We start from the raw sequence: 19,832 nt of genomic DNA on the forward strand, positions 1-19,832 counted from the left end.
TGTACGACGGATTTTCTTGTATTAGCACAATCGGGTGCCAATGATTTTATTTTGCTCTGATAATCCAGCGGGTAAAAAGGAAATAAACGGTTATTACACTCAGAAAATAGACAACATCGCGGCTGTCAATTACTCCCCGGCTCATTGCAATATAATGACTGTTGATTCCGATGGAAGCAATAAATGCTTGCATGGCACCGGAAAGAGAAAGTGAGGCGACAAGGTCGAACCCAAAATAGAAGATAAAGCTTAGAGTCACTGCGCATACAAAAGCGATAATCTGGTTGCTGGTACATGCGGAAGTAAATATGCCGATTGCTACATAAACGGATGCCAGGAAAAGCAGTCCGATAAAAGATCCCCAAAAAGCGCCGGAGTCAATGTTTCCTACCGGTTCTGCCATTAGATAGACCGAAAAATAATAGATGATGGTGGGGATAAGAGAGATTGCTACCAGAAGCAAACCTGCAAGGTATTTAGCCGCAACGATTTGTAGTTTGCTGATGGGGCGGGTGTAGATGAGTTCGATAGTTCCCATCCGTTTTTCTTCGGCAAAGAGCCGCATGGTAATTGCCGGTATCAGAAACAGGTAAAGCCATGGGGCAAGCGAGAAAAGACCACTGAGTTGGGCGTAACCCGAATCGAGAATGTTATATTCTCCGGGAAATACCCATAAAAACAGTCCGGTAAGGGAAAGAAAAATACCAACAATGATGTAACCTACCGCAGAACTGAAGAAGTTGGCAAATTCTTTTTTGAGTAAAACAAGCATGATGGAATCTGGTTATATAAAATACAGAGACAAAGATAGTGCAAATAGATATAGGAGAAAAATGAAAAATAAAAGCCTTGCTTGCAGTAAAACGAAAAATAAATACCTTTGTGTACCTTTTTTATAGAAGAGCCTATATGCGTAAAATTTTGATTTTGATATTTACCTGCTTGCTAACAGGCTCTCTTTCTGCTCAAACAGATATTAAATGTTTGAATGTGTCGCTATGGAATCCTGTAGCGATTGTCCCTTATACATACGATAATTCATTGATGGTCTCTGTCGGACTGTTGCAATCAAAAGTAAATAATCTCTATGGATTCAGCGCAAATGGATTTAGTGGGATTACAACAGGTAAGATGACAGGTGTGCAGGTGGCCGGTTTTTATTCCCGCATTGAAGGAGCCGCTAAAGGTCTTACGGTGTCAGGTCTTTACAATATTCATAAAGCGTCTATGAGTGGCGTTGAGATTGGTAGTTTGGCCAATATGAATTTTGTAAATCAGCACGGGGTTCAACTGTCCGGTGTGCAAAATATCTGTATGTTCAATACCGACGGTCTTCAGGCTGCTGCTCTTATGAATATTACCGGAGAGATGCTGTCTGGGGTGCAAATAGCCGGAGGTTTTAATGTGGCGAACGATATGCACGGAGTCCAGCTGTCAGGTATTGTTAATTTTACATTGAATAAAGGTAGTGGGATTCAGCTGTCTGGATTTAATTATGCAACATCCATGCGGGGTGTGCAAGTTGGAGTTGCCAATTTTGCCCGTAGAATGAAAGGCGTCCAGGTGGGGCTTGTGAATTATTCGGCAGATTCTTCCACTCTCAAAATTGGATTGGTATCCATCTCTCCCAAAACGAAAATACGTCCTGTGATTTATTACAGCAATCTGGCTACATTGAATGTCGGATTTCGTTTTATGAACTGCATCTCTTACACGATTCTGGGGTTGGGGACTCCTTATGATGCACCGCATACAACTTCATCGGGTATGTTCTTTTATCGGTTAGGATTGTACAAACAGATCGGAAGACTTACGTTAAGCTCGGATGCCGGTGCCAGCTTTATCTCCAAATTCATGGATACGGGAGAAAAGACAGCGTTGTCGGCAGAAGGGCGGGTTAATTTTGAACTGGCACTTGATAAGCAGGTATCCGTAATTTGTTCGGGTGGTTATTCTATTCGGAGATTTCTTTCCCGGAAAACCTCCGCAGAGCTTAAACCAATTATTGAATTAGGTATTGTATTGCCTAATTTGTTGAAATCAAGCAGGTTATGAAGCGAATTATTTATATATTGCTACTTGTATTAACTTCTTGTCTGCCCGTATTTGCTCAGGGCATCGCAGAGTCACGTGGGGTGCCTGCGTATTCTGATAGTATCCAGCAGACGGTAGAGAAACTGAAGAAAAAGCCATTGGTCGCCGCTACCGAGGTGGTCGGCTTGAATCTGGGAGTTTGGGGGATGGATTATTTGGCAGGAGCTGAGTTTGCGAGAATCAGTTTGGCCAGCATGAAGCAGAATATAACGCATAAATGGGTGTGGGATAATGACCAGTTGAATACGAACCTGTTTGCGCATCCCTACCATGGCGGTTTGTACTTCGCTGCTGCCCGTTCCAATGGAATGAATTTTTGGCAATCGTTGCCCTATTCCTTTTGCGGAAGTATGATGTGGGAAAATCTGATGGAGACGGAACCTCCGGCAATCAATGATTTAATGGCGACGACCCTTGGAGGTGCTATGATGGGAGAAATGCTATTTCGGCTTTCATCATCTGTGTATGATGATTCCAGAACTGGTGCAGCTCGTTTTGGGCGAGAGCTTCTGGGCGGACTTCTTTCTCCGATGCAGGGCTTTAACCGTCTTTTGACAGGTAAAGCATGGCGAGTAAAGCGGAATAGTCGCTCGGAGTATTTTCACTATAATCCTACGGTGTTTGAAGTTTCTATCGGTGAACGATATGTCTCTGAAAAAGGACACGCTTTTCAGGGCGCATATACTACAGATTGGGGCTTTCAGGCAAAACACGGTAACCCGTTTGAGAAAGAGAACTATCAACCGTACGACTGGTTTAATATCCGGATGAATTTTAGTTTCGGAGGCGGTCAACCTACCATTAGTTCTGTCAATGCAGTCGGTTTGCTGGCTGGCCGAAATGTTGAACTGTCGAATAAACAGCAATTGGTTATTGGCCTCTATCAACACTTTAATTTTTTTGATTCAAATCCTGTTTTGTCAACAGGCTCAAACGTTACTCCCTATCAAGTTGCAGAAACTGTTTCGTTTGGCCCGGGATTGCTTTATAAGCTTGATACCGAAAATGAAAAACTTGGTTTTGTGGGGGCAACTTATGCCAATGTTGTTTTGTTGGGAGCTTCTTTGTCGGATCACTTCAAATTAATGAATCGGGAATATAGTATGGGACAGGGATTTAGTATTAATCTCAGTGCTACTTTGCAGTATAAAGGTGTTGGTGAATTCGGAATCAAACTCTACAATCTTAATATTTATACGTGGAAGGGTTATCCGACCGGACTGGATCTGACGACCCTGACTCACGAACAGCAACTTTATTTGAATGCTCAGGGAGATAAGGGGCGTACTTCCATCTTTATGATAACTCCAACCTTCGATTTTGATCTGTCACCTTCATTAGGCTTGGCGTTTGAACAACGCAGTTTTATCCGAACCTCTAATTACGTGCATTTCCCTTTTGTGAGTTATGCTACATTTGATGCGAAAGTTTCATTGAAATATAAGTTTTAAGCAATTATCCATATGAATAAATTTACTACTGTATGTTGTCTTCTGCTTTTTGTGGCAGGTTGCAGTTCTGCCAGCAAACAGTCGGCGTCAACTGATCAGACAGCGCAGGTGGCGGTGCCGCAATTTGACTCCGATTCATCTTTCCTTTATGTGAAAACGCAGTGTGATTTTGGACCAAGGGTTCCTAATTCAAAAGCGCACGATGCATGTGCGGATTATCTGGTAACAAAGATGGAGCACTTTGGAGCCAAAGTGATTCGGCAAAAGGCCGATTTGAAAGGATATGACGGAACTATCCTAAAATCAACCAACATTATTGCTTCATATAAACCCGAGTTGAAAGAGCGAATTTTGCTCTGTGCTCACTGGGATTGCCGTCCATGGTGCGATCAGGATAAAGATCCGGCAAACCATCACAAGCCTGTTATGGGTGCTAACGATGCTGCCAGCGGGGTGGGGGTGTTGATGGAAGTAGCACGACAGCTTAATAAACAGCAACCGGCGATCGGCGTTGATATTATCTTTCTTGATTCGGAAGACTATGGAACACCTGAGTTTTATCAGGGTGCACACGATGAAGATTCGTGGTGTCTCGGTACCCAATACTGGGCAAAAAATCCGCATGTAAAAGGATATAAAGCTCGTTTCGGGATCTTACTGGACATGGTGGGAGCTCCCGGAGCTGTCTTCTATAAAGAGCAGGAATCATTGAATTTTGCACCTTCTGTTGTTGAGAAGGTCTGGAATAAGGCTCGTGAATATGGTTTTACTTCCAATTTTGTAGACGGAACCGGAGGTGCTATTACCGATGATCATATTTATGTAAATCGGTTGGCTGGAATTCCCTGTGTTGATATAATTCATTTCGATCCTCACAGTCAGACAGGCTTTGGTAGTTACTGGCACACAACGCACGATACTATGGATAATGTCGATAAACAAACTCTTCTCGTGGTAGGACAGACGCTGCTTGGCGTTATTTACGGCGAAAAATAGTTTGTAGCACTATATTAAATGACAAAGGCAGTCCGTTTGAGACTGCCTTTGTCATTTAATACCGGTAAAGTTATTTTACGGTTTTACCAAAAGCCTCTTTGTCGGCTAATGCCTCATCACCCAGATAGCTCCATTTGATGCCATCCGCATATTTGCTGAATACAGCCTGCATCTGAGGAAGCGTTACAGCATTGATTTTGTCCAACAGGGATATTTCATTTTTCCAACTGCCCTTTATTTCTGCGACACCCAATGCCATAGCGTTGGCTGAAGTAGACTCATTTCTCATGAAATAAGAGGTGGATAATTGGCTCTTTGCATCCCTGAGATCAGTTGCGGTAAAGCCTCCGTTACGCAACCGTTTAATTTCATCGGTCATGGCCACAACTGCCTCTTTGGGTTTGGTGGTTGTGACGTATATGCGTGCGTATGGAATCAAGCCGCTAGATAATGAAGCTGACGGTGCATAAGAGAGATTCCTTTTGGTTCTTATTTCTTCAAAAAGCTTGTCATACAGAATGTTGAAAGCTAATCTGTAAGCGTTGAAATCGGGATCGGTAATGGAAGGTGCACCTATGATTCCTGCCATGTAATTGGTCGCAATTTTGCGGCTTTCAACGTTTAGTGAATTCGAATAAATTTGAGTAGCAACAGGTGCGTTGACATTGGCAACCGGAGCAGAAGGTAATTGCGAAAATGCAGCTTCTGCCTTTTGTTTTACTTCCTGTGCAGTCATATTTCCTACGATAACCAATAATAAACGATTTGAGTTCAATAGTTTAGCGTAATATTTTTTGATTTCCTCCTGTTTGAAAGCGCTAACGGTTTCTACAGATCCTTCGGGACGAATGGCATAGCGTGTGTTCTTAAACGCATCAAGCATGGTGAGTTTAGTGAGTGCATTGTCCGGATTGCTTTCCATGGATTTAAGGTTTGCAACCATTTTTTGTTGAAGTAGCGCCAACTCTTTAGTGTCGAATACCGGATGTTTTACGGCTTCGGTGAACAAATCCCATCCTTCGTTAAAGTAAGGCTTCACACAGTTCATGCTGATATAACCAAAATCGTATGCTGAGTTACTTCCCAGCTCAATCCCATATTTGTCGGCCATATCTTTGAACGCATCTTTCGGATATTTCTCTGTTCCGCATTCTGTAGCAGCGCTTAAGGTAAGCGATTCGATGCCTTGTTCCTGTGCGGAATAATTGGCAGTCCCGCCTCTGAAAAACAGGTAAGCACTGACTGTTTGTTTGGTTGAAGGCTTGAAAATCACCTTTAACCCGTTTATGTTGATTTCTGTGACACCATCCTGAGCCTGTATGTAAAAGTTGCAGGCCAATAATATCATCAAAGTTCCAAATATCTTGAATTTCATTTGTTTAATATTTAGTGGTTGATAATTGTTTTAGTTGTTCAGTTATTCTTTCCAGAAGGTTTCTGGCTTTAACTGATCTTTTTGTGCTGGATTGATTAATAATCCGGCGCAATAATTCTTGCCTTTAATGTACTTGCGAACGTAGTTCTGGAGATCTGCTTTGGTAACCTTCTTTACATTAGCAACATAGTTGTAGAAATAGTCAAGATCGGCGGTACACCAATTGTAAGCCAGATTGTGCGACAAGGATGAGGTTACGTCAAATTCCTGAAGGTTCTGAATCTCAAGCTGACGTTTTGCATTTGCCAGTTGTTCGTCAGTGATATAATCGGAAGAATCCCACTGGGCAATTTGGTCTTTCAGCGCCTGAGCACATGCAGCGACATTGCCCGGGTTAGGTACAACTATTACCCTGATTGGGCCTACGTGACTCAAAGTCTGGTAATTGACCTGCGCTTGTAATGCAATGCCTTTGTCTACAAGTTCTTTTTGGAACTTATTCGAGTTTTGAGACAGGATAAAAGAAAACACATCAGCCGCATAGGTAGCCGGACGATCATTGCGGGTGTCGGGGCCATGCCAGCCAAGCATAAACATGGGCACTCTTGCGTTTTTAGACTCAACAACAAAATAATCATTCTTTGTCAGCGGTTTGAATTCAGGAATTGGCCACTTTTTGAATGGGTCAAAGCCGGAGGCTTTCCATGAACTGAAAATTTCTTTCACTTTGGCAAAAACCTCCGTGTGGTTCACATCTCCGGATATGATAAGCATCGAATTATTTGGCCAGTAATATTTGTCTTTGATTGCCTGCATTTTCTCAGGAGTGGCCGTATTGATGATCGTGTGGTCTCCAATCACATTTTTGCGACTGAAAAGATCGCCCCACATAGCCTTGTTCATTGCCATAAACAAGGGAAAATAGGGGTTGGATTCATTTCTCTGGAATTCACCGTCTACCACCACATTTTCTTTTTTCATTTCTTCCGGCAGAAACAATGGATACCGGATAGCCGAATTCATGAATTTAAGGCCAGCTAACCAATTATTCTTGGGTAAGGTGAAAAAATAATTAACTTTCTCTTCCGAGGTTGTTCCATTGAATATGATTCCAAGTTCACGTGTTTTTGCCATGTAGACTTCCTGACTTGGATAATCTTTATTCGCTTTGAAAAACATATGTTCATACAGGTGACTCAGACCATTGAACTCAGGAGATTCTGTGTAAGATCCATTCTTGGTCGTAATTTCAACCGTGGCAAGAGGAACGCTTTTGTCTTCAACAACCAATACTTCCAGTCCGTTAGCTAATTTTGTGTTGAAAAAATTGGCAGGTTTTTGAGCAACCCCAGGCAGGAGCACAGCAAACATGCTCATGCAAAAAAGCATCTTTTTAATCATAAGGTGTAATTAATAAGTAATGATTTTAGTAGACAAATTGGCTTTGTGTAGCCAAACAAACGGTACAAAAATAGTTATTAGTTTTGTATTTTTCTTCTTTTGTGTATTAAATAAAAAAATGTTTTAGAATGTAATGGTAGAAGGGCGTTCATCCGGATGAATGCGAGAGTACTAAAAATAGGAATGCTTGAACGAAAAGATGTATCTTTGCAAGCCTAAGAAATAAATTGTTTTTATGTTGCAAGGAGTTGTCCGTTTCTTTAAGAAACCTGTCTTTTCAGACTATCGCTTTATTTTGGCCGTTTGGTCAATTCTCTCAGTAGGGGTTATTGTTATCAAGCAACTAACGCATGGTATACATGGTAATTACAAGATATACAAATATGCATTTTTGAATCTTGTAGAGCAATATCCTTTATACCAACCCAGACCTGAAGCTTATGGCGATTTGAATCATTATGGTCCGATTTTCAGCATCATTATGGCACCTTTCGCTTTGTTGCCCGATATTCTGGGAAGTACCTTGTGGCTGCTCTGTCTTTGTTTGCTGTTGTTTGTTGCTTTAAAAGAACTTCCGTTGAAAAAATGGCAAGTAGGGGTAGTTTGCTGGCTGGTTACCAATTCGTTAATAATCGCCCAAACAAATGTGCAGTTTAATACAGCAACAGCAGCGTTAATCGTTCTCTCATATACGATGATTAAAAAGGAGAAGGACGGTTGGGCGGCATTTATGATAATGCTGGGCACCTTCGTGAAGCTCTATGGAATCGTTGGATTCGCTTTTTTCTTCTTTTCGAAACATAAAACAAAGCTTGTGTTGTGGAGTTTGCTGTGGAGTGTTGTCTTTTTTACCTTGCCAATGCTGCTCTCTTCTGCAGATTTTGTAGTGAGCCAACATAAAGAATGGTTGCATGGGCTTATTATGAAAAATGGGGATAACAATACAGCATTAATGCAAAATGTGTCTCTTATCGGGATGATTAAAAAAACAACAGGACATTTTGAGTGGTCAAGCCTGCTTGTTATTTTGCCGGGAATTTTACTTGTCGCCCTCTCTTTCCTTAATTTCAAAGCTTATAAAAATGAAGGGTATCAATTGCGAATGTTGGCTTCTGTATTATTGTTTGTTGTACTGTTTAGTACAGGAAGTGAGCCGAATACTTATATAATTGCCATAGTGGGAGCTGCTATTTGGTTTGTAATTCAGCAACGCCCGTTCTCGTACTGGGATTGGGGATTGTTAATCTTTGTGATGTTGCTGGCCAGCTTCGGGCCATCCGATTTGTTCCCACGACCTATTTATAAACAATATATACTACCGAATGCCCTTCAGGCTTTGCCATGTACGTTGCTATGGTTGCGGATCATTTGGGAGATGGTAAGCATTAGGAAACCGGATTACGTTTAACCGATAGTTTCAAAAATGGATAACATTCAAGCATTATTATGCACATGAATATAGGTGCATGGCTTTATGTAGATGACTGGTTAAGTAGATTCTTTTTACTCAATTGAGATGACAAAAGAGCGAAAAAGATTTTGAACACGATAGATGCCATCAAAATATAATTATAACGATTAATTAACAATATATAGGGTGCCAATTAAATAAAAAATGGAACTAGTATTATTGAATACCCATTTAAGCGTTATTTGATTGTCTGAATTCTAAATTTTGGATAATCGAGAATGTGTTTTTTCCAAAACAAATAATGAGACTGTTTATGCCATCCATGGCATCCAAAGGGAAGCTTGTGGTTGGCATATTTATATGCCAGCTGAGGTCTAACATCAAAGGAAAAACCCAAAGCTTCTTCCCATTTGGGAACCTTGAAATTTTTATGTCGTTTTGACATATCAACCCCCCAAAAGATATCTTCATGGAATCGGGGTCCCTTCTTCGATAAGTAATAATTGATATGATCTTCTTCTAACTGCGTTATTTTCAGAAATGTATCTACTTTGCGCAAGGAGAATCCTCCATTGCCGACCTTGTAATAGTTATGAGCTCCCGTTTTAATTCTAACCATATCTCCTAAAAAATTCATAACACGCAGCCCGAGTTGAAAGGAAGCTTGCTCATATTTTTGCGAAGGAATCCAGGGAGCACCCACATAATCATAGTCCCGGTCGCACCAGCTTAAAAGTTCATCCTCGAAGATGTAAGCGTCTAACTGATAGATTAGAATGTGTTCGTATCGGGTGAATGCTTCGTAAAAACAGCTACTCATCATTAGTCTGTTATAGCCGGCGATTCCTTTGAAGAAATAGTCGGGGAACCGGATGATATTTGATCCAGTTTTTATATTAACAATCTCGTCAAGGGGCAACGATTTAGGAGCAACAAAATAAATTGGATAGTGTCCCAGTACTTTCACGCACTTGTCGAGAGCCACCTGCTCAAAAGAAGTAAGCGATGGCTTATATATAGGTATTACGATGGCTACTTTTTCTTTCATGAATTATATTTTTCTTTCATTAAGCAATATGGAATTGTCCACAGTCTGAAAAGCCTTATAAAAGAACTTAGTTGCAATATTTATGATGAAACGAGTTTTATCAGTTTGCCGTGTAAGGGCCTTTAATCCCATTTTTGTAGTCAAAAATTCCTTTTATCATATAACGCAATTTGATCCATTTATTACAGTTGTCGTAAAGAACTACCTTTTTGATTTGTTTGAAAAGATATTTTTTGTATTTCTTACTTTGCTCTTTATGCAGACTGGCCACGTAAAGAGAGTTGCGGGCAATATAATATTTTCTTAGAGGAGAATGGTTATAAAACGATTTTTTGAATCCCAGAAATGTAGTTTGATACGTTCCTCCTCCCAAAAAATGATGTAATGTTACATCGTTAATCATGACAATTAGAAATCCTTTCTTATTAATTCGAATGCAATATTCAAGATCAACCAAATCAATAAAAAAATCATCCAAAAAATTACCGATAGCTTGAAATGCAACTAAAGAGAGTAGGTTGCCAGAAGTCATAACATCATTCTCTATTGTATATTCTGGTTTTACTTTTTTTTTCTTTATCTCATCTTCGATGTTATGCCGGGGAGAAAAAATGGCTGTGTCATTAAAATTACAGTAATGGTTAGCGTTCTTAATTAGAGATTTTACTCCGTCATCATCAAAAAAGCTATCTTGATCCATGGTTAGAACCCATTGAGCCCCCTGTTCAAGAGCAAGCCTGCATCCCTGGTTTAACGCCGTTGCAATTCCTTTATTTTGACGATTGGGAAGGTAGATCGTATTTTTCCATCCCTTTTGTTCAATTAAATGAGAATTGTCACCATCAGAATTATCTACGATAATCAGTTTGTTGACTCCGTTTATATAGCTGTCAGTGGCCGATAAATTAACTTCGCAGGGGTTATACCATACAACTATTCCGAATAAATCGTCTTTTTGAATCATTATGCCCTTAGATATGATTATTAGCAGATATCCTAGCTATTTTTTCTTTTTCAATAACTTTCAATGTTCAGTGTGATGTATCGTTTGATTTTCAGATGATTGTGATATACGTAAAGATTTAATAACCTTTCACTCAGAAAACCAAAGACTCTTTTTTGGTAGCTATCTTCCGGAATGATTATTCGCGTGTTTACTTCAAAAAGAATTTCAAACAACCAGCTAAGGTAATTATCCCAAATCGCCCAGGAAGTGATCATCATATTGGCATAATACATTCTTTTATCTTTTTGGAAAATATGAAAACTTTGTTCGTAATCCGGAAATCTTTCGCGAATCACCTGCAGAGTAGCTACCCAATGTTCGGTAATATGCAGTATGCTGAACTGTTCTTCCATTGTCATGTTTTGGTCATGCCCTATCAGCCTTCGTCTGTAGGGCATGATGACATCGTATTGTTGCAGGTCTTTGTCTATTCTTGTTTTAGTCTTTTCGCCAAGATAATTTTCTAATTCATCAGACTGGATGGATTGTGATTTCCGTATTCTGATATAATCATTCAGAGTCGGGGGCGTCAGATAACGCCTGTAGTGCATGAGTCCCCAATAGTTACAGGCTGATCGGTCAGCATTTTTCCAGATCCAGTAAGACATTGTTAGCTCGCAAAACATTGGATTAAGAGCTGAAATGTTATCTCCCGTATCGTCGCCCGGGTATCCTAAATCAGCATCAGATATAGCTTTTCCAACCTGAATGGGCTGTATCCATTCGGCTTTAGGTTGTGTATAGGCTTTGTGGAATGCTGAGAATAAAATGGTATTAAATTTCATGGTTGAATTCTTTTTGCACCGATTTTAATGCAGCACCAATCACCTGATGCATGTCGTAATATTTGTATTCTCCAAGTCTTCCACCAAAAATCACATTGTTTTCAGCGTTTGCCAGTTCTTTATATTGATTATATAATTGAGTGTTTCTTTCGTTGTTTATCGGATAATAACATTCCATTCCCCTTTGCCATTTCACCGGATATTCTTTGGTGATGACGGTTGTTTTCTGTGTGCCAAATTCAAAGTGCTTGTGCTCAATGATTCTGGTATAGGGTGTTTCTCTATCAGTGTAGTTAAAGACAGCATTTCCCTGAAAATTCTGCATACCAAGATGTTCGTGTTTAAATTTCAGGGAACGATATTCCAATTCTCCCAATTGGTATTCAAAATATTCATCGATACAGCCAGTATAAACTATTTTATGAGCCAACTTGCTTAGTTGATTCCGATCGGTAAAAAAATCGATATGCAGGCGTGTCTCTATACCGTCCAACAGTCCTTCTATAATTTTATTGTAACCGCCAATCGGTACGCCCTGATAAGGGTCGTTAAAGTAATTGTTATCAAAAGTAAATCTAACAGGAAGCCGTCTAATAATAAAAGGGGGGAGTTGAGTACAGGATACTCCCCATTGTTTTTCTGTATATCCCTTAATTAGCTTTTCATAAATATCTTTTCCTATCAGTTTCAAAGCTTGTTCTTCCAGATTTTGCGGCTCCTGAATATTTAAGTCGGCTATTTGGCTAGCTATGATTTGTTGGGCTTCTTTGGGTGTTTGCACTTTCCATAACTGATAGAAAGTGTTCATGTTGAAGGGTAAATTATATAGCTCGCCCTTATAATTTGCTATGGGAGAGTTTATATAATGATTGAATTGTACAAATTGTTGAACATACTCCCAAATTGTTTTGTCGCTGGTATGAAAAATATGGGCACCATATTCATGTACATTGATGTTGTCTGTTTGGCTGCAATAAATATTTCCACCGGGGTGAGCCCGTTTGTCAATGACCAGACAGGATTTTCCGTTCTTTTTCGCCTCATGTGCAAAAACAGCTCCAAAAAGGCCGGCTCCAACAATCAAATAATCAAACATAAAAGCGAATAATTAGGGCAATTTCTTTATAATACGAGCTGTTTTTTATTACAACAGGGAGTTGTATGTTTTATATAATTGTTGTGACACTTTTTCGTCAGTGAATTTGTCGGCATGTATCAAGCCTTTTGCAATCATGGTGTTGCGTTGCTCCTCATTCGAGAGCACTTTGTTTAACTTATCGGCAACATCGTCTGCATCGTTCGGATTGATATATAGTGCCGCGTCTCCTCCTGTTTCTGCGAAACAGCTTCCTTCCGATGTTATGACCGGTGTTTGTGAACAGAGGGCTTCTAAAATCGGAATTCCGAATCCTTCAAATAAAGACGGGTAAATCATACATAATGCTGCATGATAAATTGCTGGTAAATCTTCGGTAGAAACGTTGTTTAGGACAACTATTTGTTGTTCAAGAGAATATTTATTGATTTTTTGAGCGATTTCGTCTGCATATTTTGTTTTTCCTCCGATAATCACTAAGGGAATATCTATTCTCCCTTGGTGCAATGCGTCAATAATAATGCCCTGATTTTTTCTCTTCTCAATGGCTCCGACCGTGACGATAAAGTCATTCGGAAGATTGTATTTTTGTTTTACGGCATCAATCTGATCGTTTGATATGGGCTGCCTGAAGATATTGTTACATCCTTGATACACAACGTCAATTATGGATTCGTCAGCCCCGAAGAATTCTATTATGTCGCTTTTTGTCTGTTCGCTAATAGCAATAATCCGGTCAGCCACTTTACAACTATAACGGTTTTTACGGGTGAAAATTGTTCTGTAGAAGGGATCGTATAATTCAGGATAACGGACAAAAATGGCGTCGTGCATGGTGACGACCGATTTGGTGCCTGTTTTTTCTATGCCGACAGGTAATTCCTGGCTTAATCCATGAAAAAGGTGAAGGTGTTGCTCCTTAATGTCTTTGCAAATGCCTGAGCTTCTCCAAAGTGCCGGGAATTTTTTGTGCAGGAAACGATGAGGAAGTATGGTTTGGGTTGACGAAGTATCAGGCAGGAAAAGGCTTTCGCTGATGCGGGGCGTGAATAAAAGATACCGGTTGTCGCTGTAATACTGAGACATTAAACGGATGACATCGCGGCTGTAATTTCCTAATCCCCGACGATTGCAAAAAGCTCTTTTGGCATCGTATCCGATAATCATTTCTTCAAAAATTTATTGATGTAGGGTATCTGGTTCAACGGGAAATCGCGGCGTGTCATGTACCAGACATATATTGCCAGCAAAACGGTTCGGAACAACAGGTTGAGCAGAATGTAATGCAGGTCGATATACCAGCCCAGAAAAAACAGAGCGAGTGCCAATAGGGAGTATTTTCCGATAGTCTTTAGCTGGTAATTAATAGGAAAATATTTTTGTCCGATAAAATACGAAACCAGCATTACTACAAAATAACACCCGAAAGCTGCCCATGCGGAACCCATGTAACTGTATCTGGGAACAAGAAGTACATTGTCAACGACTATGATAATAGTACCGATCAGTGAAAACCACGCTCCGTACATTGTTTTGTCAGTCAGTTTGTACCACACGGAGAGGTTGAAAAATATTCCCTGAAAAATGAAAGAGATCAACACCAAAGGCACTACACTTAATCCAGTCCAATAGGTGTGTTTGATGATGAACTTGAAAACGTCAATATAGAGTGTCATTCCAAGGAAGATGAGCCATGAAAAAATCACGAAATATTTCATGGCATCGGAATAGGCTGTCAGACTGTTCTCATCTTTCTTTTGTGCAAAAACAAACGGTTCGTAAGCATATCTGAATGCCTGAGTGAACATGAGCATTACCAGTGCAATTTTTGAGGTGGCGCCATATATTCCCAATTCGGAAGCGCCTTTCGCGCCGGGCAGAAGGAAAGGGAACAGAATCTTATCCAGCGTCTGGTTCATAATCCCGGCAACACCCAGTACCAGCAATGGGAGCGAATATCTCAGGATCTTGCGAAGAAGAGCCGTGTCGAGCCTGAACTTAACAGCAAAAATGTAAGGAGCCAAAAATGCTGTTTGTATGGCTGTGGCAAGAATGTTGGATACAAACACATAGCCTACGCCATAATTCGGGTTGTAAAACCAGTCAATCGTATGCGGTGCGTGTTTCATCAGCCATGGACATACTATCAGGAAAAAGAGGTTAAACGGAATATTCAGGCAAATGAAGAGCAGTTTGTACGCTGCAAATTTTAATGGGCGTTTCAGGTAGCGCAGGTATGCAAAGGGAATAGAGGCAAAAGCATCCAGCGCGACGGATAATCCGAGCATCCAGATATATTCAGGGTGATTGTCATAGTCGAGCCAGTGCCCGATTTGCGGCGCAAAGAGTACGCACCAAACTGCAAATATGAGCGAAGTGATGCCGACCGAGATCATGGAAGTACTGTAAACCAGATCGGGGTTGTTTTCTTCTTTGTTGACATAACGGAAGAATCCGGTTTCCATGCCGTAGGTCAGGATAACCAATAGTAAAGCCGTCCACGAATATAAATTGGTAACCACGCCGTAATCGGCCGAGCTTGCTAATACATATGTGTAAAGAGGTACCAGTAACCAGTTCAGAAATTTTCCCAAAATACTGCTGACTCCGTAAATGGCGGTGTCTTTCGCCAATGATTTCATTTGTTTTCCCGCCATGCTTTCCCTTTGAAACTATAGAGGTTGATTGATATGCTTAAAAAAGAAATCCCTGTTCGTCAGGACTTTTTCTTCCTAAATGTTTATACGCTAATGGGGTTACTTCCCGCCCACGTGGTGTGCGTTTCAGGAATCCCTCTTTTATAAGGAATGGTTCGTAAACCTCTTCCAGTGTGCCGGAGTCTTCTCCCAATGCGGTTGCAATAGTGGATAAACCCACGGGGCCGCCCTGAAATTTATCGATTATCGTCAATAATATCTTGTTATCCACTTCATCCAGACCGTATTTATCAATATTGAGGGCTTCAAGAGAGAAGCAGGCAATCTCGTGATCGATAGTGCCATTGCCTTTTACCTGAGCAAAATCACGGACTCTGCGTAGCAATGCGTTTGCAATACGCGGTGTTCCACGACTGCGCGATGCAATCTCTCCGGCAGCCTCGTAGGTGCAGGGTACGTTCAGGATTTTAGCCGAACGCTGAATAATGGCGCTTAAAATCGATTCGTCATAGTATTCAAGGTGGCAATTGATTCCGAAACGAGCGCGTAACGGACTGGTGAGTAGTCCGCTGCGGGTGGTGGCACCTACCAGCGTGAACGGATTGAGTGTTAATTGAATGGAACGTGCGCTCGGACCCTTGTCGATCATAATGTCGATGCGGTAATCCTCCATCGCCGAATAGAGATATTCTTCCACAATCGGGCTCAAACGGTGAATTTCGTCAATAAAAAGCACATCGTTCGGTTCGAGCGATGTCAACAATCCGGCCAAATCGCCGGGTTTGTCGAGCACAGGCCCGGAGGTGATTTTGAATCCGACACCTAATTCGTTGGCAATGATGTTGGAAAGAGTCGTCTTTCCCAAGCCGGGAGGGCCGTGGAGCAAAACATGGTCGAGCGATTCGCCCCGCATGCGGGCAGCACTCACAAACACGGAAAGGTTCTCAACGACTTTCGTTTGTCCGCTGAAATCCAGGAAGGAAAGAGGACGGAGAGCGTTTTCGTATTCTTTGTCAGTGTCTGAGCGTGGTTGTTGGTCGCGAATGTCGAAAGATTCCATTGTTAAACTATCGGATAAAGTGGTGCAAAGGTAGCGATTTGTATTTAATGTGTTGCAATTTCGGGTGGTGAAGCTACCTGTTTTAAGTAATCGATGACGGTTCAGAAGCTAAAAACCGGCAAAAAAACGTATCTTTACCTGTTCAAAGTTTGAAAAAATTCTAATATCTAATACATCTATTCAAATGACTCGTTTTTCACAGTCAGTCAGTGCGTTGCGTTCATCGGCCATTCGAGATCTGATGAGCCTGGCCACGCGTCCCGATATGATTTCATTTGCCGGAGGAATGCCCGATAACGAGCTTTTCCCTATTCATGAGGTGCAGGAAATAGTCGATAATTTGTCGGTGAAAGAGCAGCAGGTTGCCATGCAATATGGGCCTACAACCGGTTATCCTCCATTGCTGGAAGCTCTCGGTGAATGGCTTCGGAAGAAAGGCTTCCCGATGGATACCAATAAGCTGATTATTACCACTGGTTCGTTGCAGGCAATTAATATCTGGGCGAAGATGTTTATTGATCCGGGAGATGTGGTGTTGACCGAAAATCCGGCTTTTATCGGGGCTTTGTCTGCATTTGGCTCTTACATGCCAACTATCCACGGTATTAATATGGATGGACACGGTATTTTGATTGACCCGTTGAAAGAAGCATTGAAATTAGACCCCAAGTTCCTGTACATTACCCCTACGTTTCACAATCCTGCCGGTTTGACGTATAGCCCGGAACGGCGCAAAGAACTGCTGGAGGTAATGAATGCAACGGAAGTGCCCATTCTTGAAGATGATGCTTACGGAGAACTTTGGTTTGACGAAGAAGATAAACAGCATATTGTTCCGCTGAAAATTCAATCGGAAAAAGAACAACAAATCTGCTATACCGGCTCATTCTCCAAAATCTTCGGCCCTGGCATGCGTCTCGGCTGGATGCTGGTTGGTGACGAATTTTACCGCAAGGCAGAACTCTGCAAGCAGTGCATCGATGCCTGTTCACCTACATTTACGCAGGTATTGGCACATCGCTTCCTCGTTTCAGGGCAACTTGACAGTTATGTGGCAAGCGTTCGTAGTATTTACCATAAGCGTTGTGAATATATGGTCGATGCCATTAAACGTTACTTCCCGGCAGAAGCTTCGTTTGTGGAACCTAAAGGTGGATTTTACATTTGGGTAAAATTGCCGGAGGGAATTGATGAAATGGAACTACTCAAGGAGGTTATTGCCGAAGGAGCAGTCTTTGTTGTTGGTTCCACATTCGATCCTCAGGGAGCGTCAAACGGATATATCCGTGTTTCTTATTGCAATACGGCAGAAGATAAAATTGAGAAAGGAATCAAAATTATTGGTGATGTGATGAAAAAGATGATGAAATAATCTCTCAATCCATTGCAATCCAAGTTCTGATTATTGTTATTTAAGAAATAAATAGTACCTTTGCAACGTTTTTGCTGTTGGAATGTTTGTGCAACTTCACCGCGAAAGCAATTTAAGCATCTACCCAAAGACCCGTTTTTCAATGAGATATGTGTCTTTTGTGCTTAAATTCAAAGGGATAATAGTTTTACACGATATACTGCCGAGGCAGTGACCGGGAAACCCTTTTGAAGTCCTTTCAATAGGGTTTTTTTATACTTTGGAGTGAGTGTGTTCGAGGGTATAACAGGTTGTAATTCAATGAAAAAATAATTATCTTTGCGGCTAATGCACTATTCGGATAATTTATGATACAAAAGGAACAGATATATCAATTTGTTGAGGCTTTTATCGCTGGCACAGAGAATTTTATTGTTGATGTCAAAGTGAATGCCGAAAACAATATCGTGGTGGAGATTGACTCCGAAAAAGGCATCGATATTGAATATTGTGCTGAATTGAGCCGTTTTATAGAGTCACAACTTGACAGAGAAGTGGAAGATTTTGAGCTGGAAGTTGGTTCTGCAGGTCTTGGTTCTCCGTTCAAAGTGTTGAAACAGTATCAGAAAAATATCGGCAACGAAGTAGAAGTGCTTACAAAAACCGGTAAAAAATTCAGCGCGATATTAAAAGATGCTGCTGAAGATACTTTTACCGTTACGGTCACCAAGCAGGTAAAGCCTGAAGGCGCCAAGCGAAAAATCACAGTAGAAGAAGACGAGGTTTATTCCTATAACGAAGTAAAATACACAAAATATCTAATAAGATTCAAATAGCTATGAGCAAAGTTGAACCTGTCAATTTAATTGACACCTTTTCCGAGTTTAAAGAGCTGAAGAATATTGATCGTCCTACGCTAATCAGTGTGCTCGAAGAGTCCTTCAGAGGCACTTTAGCTAAAATGTTCGGGTCGGATGAAAATTTTGATGTCATTATCAATCCAGATAAGGGCGACTTTGAAATTTGGCACAACCGGGAGGTAGTTGCAGACGATGAAGTGGAAGATCCTGTCAGCCAGATTTCGTTGACCGATGCTAAAAAAATTGACGCGGATTACGAAGTCGGTGAAGAAGTTACCGATGCTGTCGATTTTCTCGGGTTTGGTCGTCGTGCTATTTTGACTTTGCGTCAGACGCTGGCCTCAAAAATTCTGGAACTTCAGAAAGATTATCTCTATAACAAATACAAAGATCGTATCGGTCAGATTGTTACAGGAGAGGTTTACCAAATGTGGAAAAAGGAAATTCTGCTTTTGGATGATGAAGGCAATGAACTGATTCTTCCTAAAACAGAGCAAATTCCGGCAGACTTTTACCGTAAAGGCGATACCGTTCGCATGGTAGTTGTGAAGGTAGACAACCGTAATGGTAACCCTAAAATTATCGTTTCGCGTACCTCTCCATTGTTCCTGCAACGTTTGTTCGAACTGGAAGTGCCCGAAATTCACGATGGTTTGATTACCATTCGCAAGATTGCACGTATTCCGGGCGAAAGAGCGAAAGTGGCTGTCGAAACTTATGACGAACGCATCGATCCGGTTGGAGCTTGCGTCGGTGTAAAGGGAGCACGTATTCACGGAATTGTTCGTGAGTTGCGTAATGAAAATATTGATGTTATCAACTTTACGGCTAATGTTTCTTTGTTTATAGCAAGAGCATTGAGTCCGGCTAAAATATCTTCGATCCGTTTGGATGAAGAAAATAAAAAAGCAGATGTTTACCTCAAGCCCGAAGAAATATCAATGGCTATTGGTAAAAGCGGTATGAATATTCGTTTGGCTTCAATGCTTACCGAATATACTATCGATGTTTACCGTGATATTGATGGCGAAGAGGAAGAAGACATTTATCTCGATGAATTTACAGATGAAATCGAACAATGGGTAATCGATGTGCTTAAGTCTATCGGCTGCGATACGGCGAAAAGTGTATTGGCTATTTCTCGCGAGGAGTTGATTCAACGTACCGACCTTGAAGAAGAAACCATTGATGAGGTGCTGAATATCATCAAAGCAGAATTTGAGGAGTAATAAGGCGTTTTC

General features: G+C 41.0%; 17 protein-coding genes. 7 read left to right on the plus strand and 10 right to left on the minus strand.

Annotation, left to right across the window (positions count from 1 at the left end; translation table 11 throughout):
* Nucleotides 1-46: 46 nt before the first annotated feature.
* Entirely contained in the window at nt 47-772 is a 726-nt protein-coding gene (gene gldF / locus F8N35_RS02455; protein ID WP_293049761.1) for a gliding motility-associated ABC transporter permease subunit GldF, read from the minus strand.
* Between the two features lie 137 nt (nt 773-909).
* Here gldF and F8N35_RS02460 point away from each other — a divergent pair, with 137 nt between their 5' ends.
* Genes F8N35_RS02460 through F8N35_RS02470 form a run of 3 tightly spaced genes read left to right on the plus strand, consistent with a single transcriptional unit; the run spans nt 910 to nt 4,541 of the window.
* Nucleotides 910-2,055, plus strand: coding sequence for a hypothetical protein (locus tag F8N35_RS02460; protein WP_293049762.1), 1,146 nt, complete (start codon nt 910-912; stop codon nt 2,053-2,055).
* A complete protein-coding gene (locus F8N35_RS02465) occupies nt 2,052-3,545 on the plus strand; it encodes a DUF3943 domain-containing protein (RefSeq protein WP_293049763.1) in 1,494 nt (497 codons plus the stop codon). The genes F8N35_RS02460 and F8N35_RS02465 overlap by 4 nt, the downstream gene beginning before the upstream one ends.
* A 12-nt stretch (nt 3,546-3,557) precedes the next feature.
* A complete protein-coding gene (locus F8N35_RS02470) occupies nt 3,558-4,541 on the plus strand; it encodes a M28 family peptidase (RefSeq protein ID WP_293049764.1) in 984 nt (327 codons plus the stop codon).
* 70 nt (nt 4,542-4,611) lie between these two features.
* Here F8N35_RS02470 and F8N35_RS02475 read toward each other — a convergent pair whose 3' ends face one another.
* The gene (locus F8N35_RS02475) at nt 4,612-5,916 is read right to left on the minus strand and encodes a pitrilysin family protein (RefSeq protein ID WP_293049765.1); all 1,305 of its coding nucleotides are present in this window, start codon (nt 5,914-5,916) and stop codon (nt 4,612-4,614) included.
* A 42-nt stretch (nt 5,917-5,958) separates the two neighbouring features.
* Nucleotides 5,959-7,317: a pitrilysin family protein gene (locus tag F8N35_RS02480; protein WP_293049766.1), complete on the minus strand. Its 1,359-nt coding sequence runs from the start codon at nt 7,315-7,317 to the stop codon at nt 5,959-5,961.
* 235 nt (nt 7,318-7,552) lie between these two features.
* Here F8N35_RS02480 and F8N35_RS02485 point away from each other — a divergent pair, with 235 nt between their 5' ends.
* Nucleotides 7,553-8,725 carry a glycosyltransferase family 87 protein gene (locus F8N35_RS02485; RefSeq protein ID WP_293049767.1) on the plus strand — a complete coding sequence of 391 codons (1,173 nt, stop codon included), beginning with the start codon at nt 7,553-7,555 and terminating at the stop codon, nt 8,723-8,725.
* A 241-nt stretch (nt 8,726-8,966) separates the two neighbouring features.
* Here F8N35_RS02485 and F8N35_RS02490 read toward each other — a convergent pair whose 3' ends face one another.
* The 7 genes from F8N35_RS02490 to ruvB form a co-directional block, all read right to left on the minus strand.
* Complete coding sequence (locus F8N35_RS02490; RefSeq protein ID WP_293049768.1) at nt 8,967-9,776, minus strand: DUF5672 family protein; 810 nt, start codon at nt 9,774-9,776, stop codon at nt 8,967-8,969.
* Nucleotides 9,777-9,876: 100 nt separating this feature from the next.
* Nucleotides 9,877-10,740, minus strand: coding sequence for a glycosyltransferase (locus F8N35_RS02495; RefSeq protein ID WP_293049769.1), 864 nt, complete (start codon nt 10,738-10,740; stop codon nt 9,877-9,879).
* A 50-nt stretch (nt 10,741-10,790) separates the two neighbouring features.
* Complete coding sequence (locus F8N35_RS02500; RefSeq protein WP_293049770.1) at nt 10,791-11,567, minus strand: DUF4422 domain-containing protein; 777 nt, start codon at nt 11,565-11,567, stop codon at nt 10,791-10,793.
* The gene (gene glf / locus F8N35_RS02505; protein ID WP_293049771.1) at nt 11,557-12,663 is read right to left on the minus strand and encodes a UDP-galactopyranose mutase; all 1,107 of its coding nucleotides are present in this window, start codon (nt 12,661-12,663) and stop codon (nt 11,557-11,559) included. Before glf ends, F8N35_RS02500 begins: the two co-directional genes overlap by 11 nt.
* A gap of 48 nt (nt 12,664-12,711) precedes the next feature.
* Complete coding sequence (locus F8N35_RS02510) at nt 12,712-13,830, minus strand: glycosyltransferase family 1 protein (RefSeq protein ID WP_293049772.1); 1,119 nt, start codon at nt 13,828-13,830, stop codon at nt 12,712-12,714.
* Nucleotides 13,827-15,320, minus strand: coding sequence for an oligosaccharide flippase family protein (locus F8N35_RS02515; RefSeq protein ID WP_293049773.1), 1,494 nt, complete (start codon nt 15,318-15,320; stop codon nt 13,827-13,829). Before F8N35_RS02515 ends, F8N35_RS02510 begins: the two co-directional genes overlap by 4 nt.
* Nucleotides 15,321-15,357: 37 nt before the next feature.
* Nucleotides 15,358-16,380 carry a Holliday junction branch migration DNA helicase RuvB gene (gene ruvB / locus F8N35_RS02520; protein ID WP_293049774.1) on the minus strand — a complete coding sequence of 341 codons (1,023 nt, stop codon included), beginning with the start codon at nt 16,378-16,380 and terminating at the stop codon, nt 15,358-15,360.
* Between the two features lie 184 nt (nt 16,381-16,564).
* Between ruvB and F8N35_RS02525 the strand changes: the two genes are divergently transcribed.
* The 3 genes from F8N35_RS02525 to nusA all read left to right on the plus strand — a co-directional run bounded on the left by F8N35_RS02525 (nt 16,565) and on the right by nusA (nt 19,820).
* Entirely contained in the window at nt 16,565-17,752 is a 1,188-nt protein-coding gene (locus tag F8N35_RS02525; RefSeq protein WP_293049775.1) for a PLP-dependent aminotransferase family protein, read from the plus strand.
* 347 nt (nt 17,753-18,099) lie between these two features.
* On the plus strand, nt 18,100-18,567 hold the full coding sequence (rimP, locus tag F8N35_RS02530) for a ribosome assembly cofactor RimP (protein WP_293049776.1): 468 nt from the start codon (nt 18,100-18,102) through the stop codon (nt 18,565-18,567).
* A 2-nt stretch (nt 18,568-18,569) separates the two neighbouring features.
* Nucleotides 18,570-19,820, plus strand: a complete 1,251-nt coding sequence (gene nusA, locus F8N35_RS02535) for a transcription termination factor NusA (RefSeq protein WP_293049777.1) — start codon at nt 18,570-18,572, stop codon at nt 19,818-19,820.
* The last annotated feature ends 12 nt before the right edge of the window (nt 19,821-19,832 follow it).

The sequence above is a fragment of the Paludibacter sp. genome (assembly GCF_009712605.1).
Lineage (GTDB): Bacteria > Bacteroidota > Bacteroidia > Bacteroidales > Paludibacteraceae > Microbacter.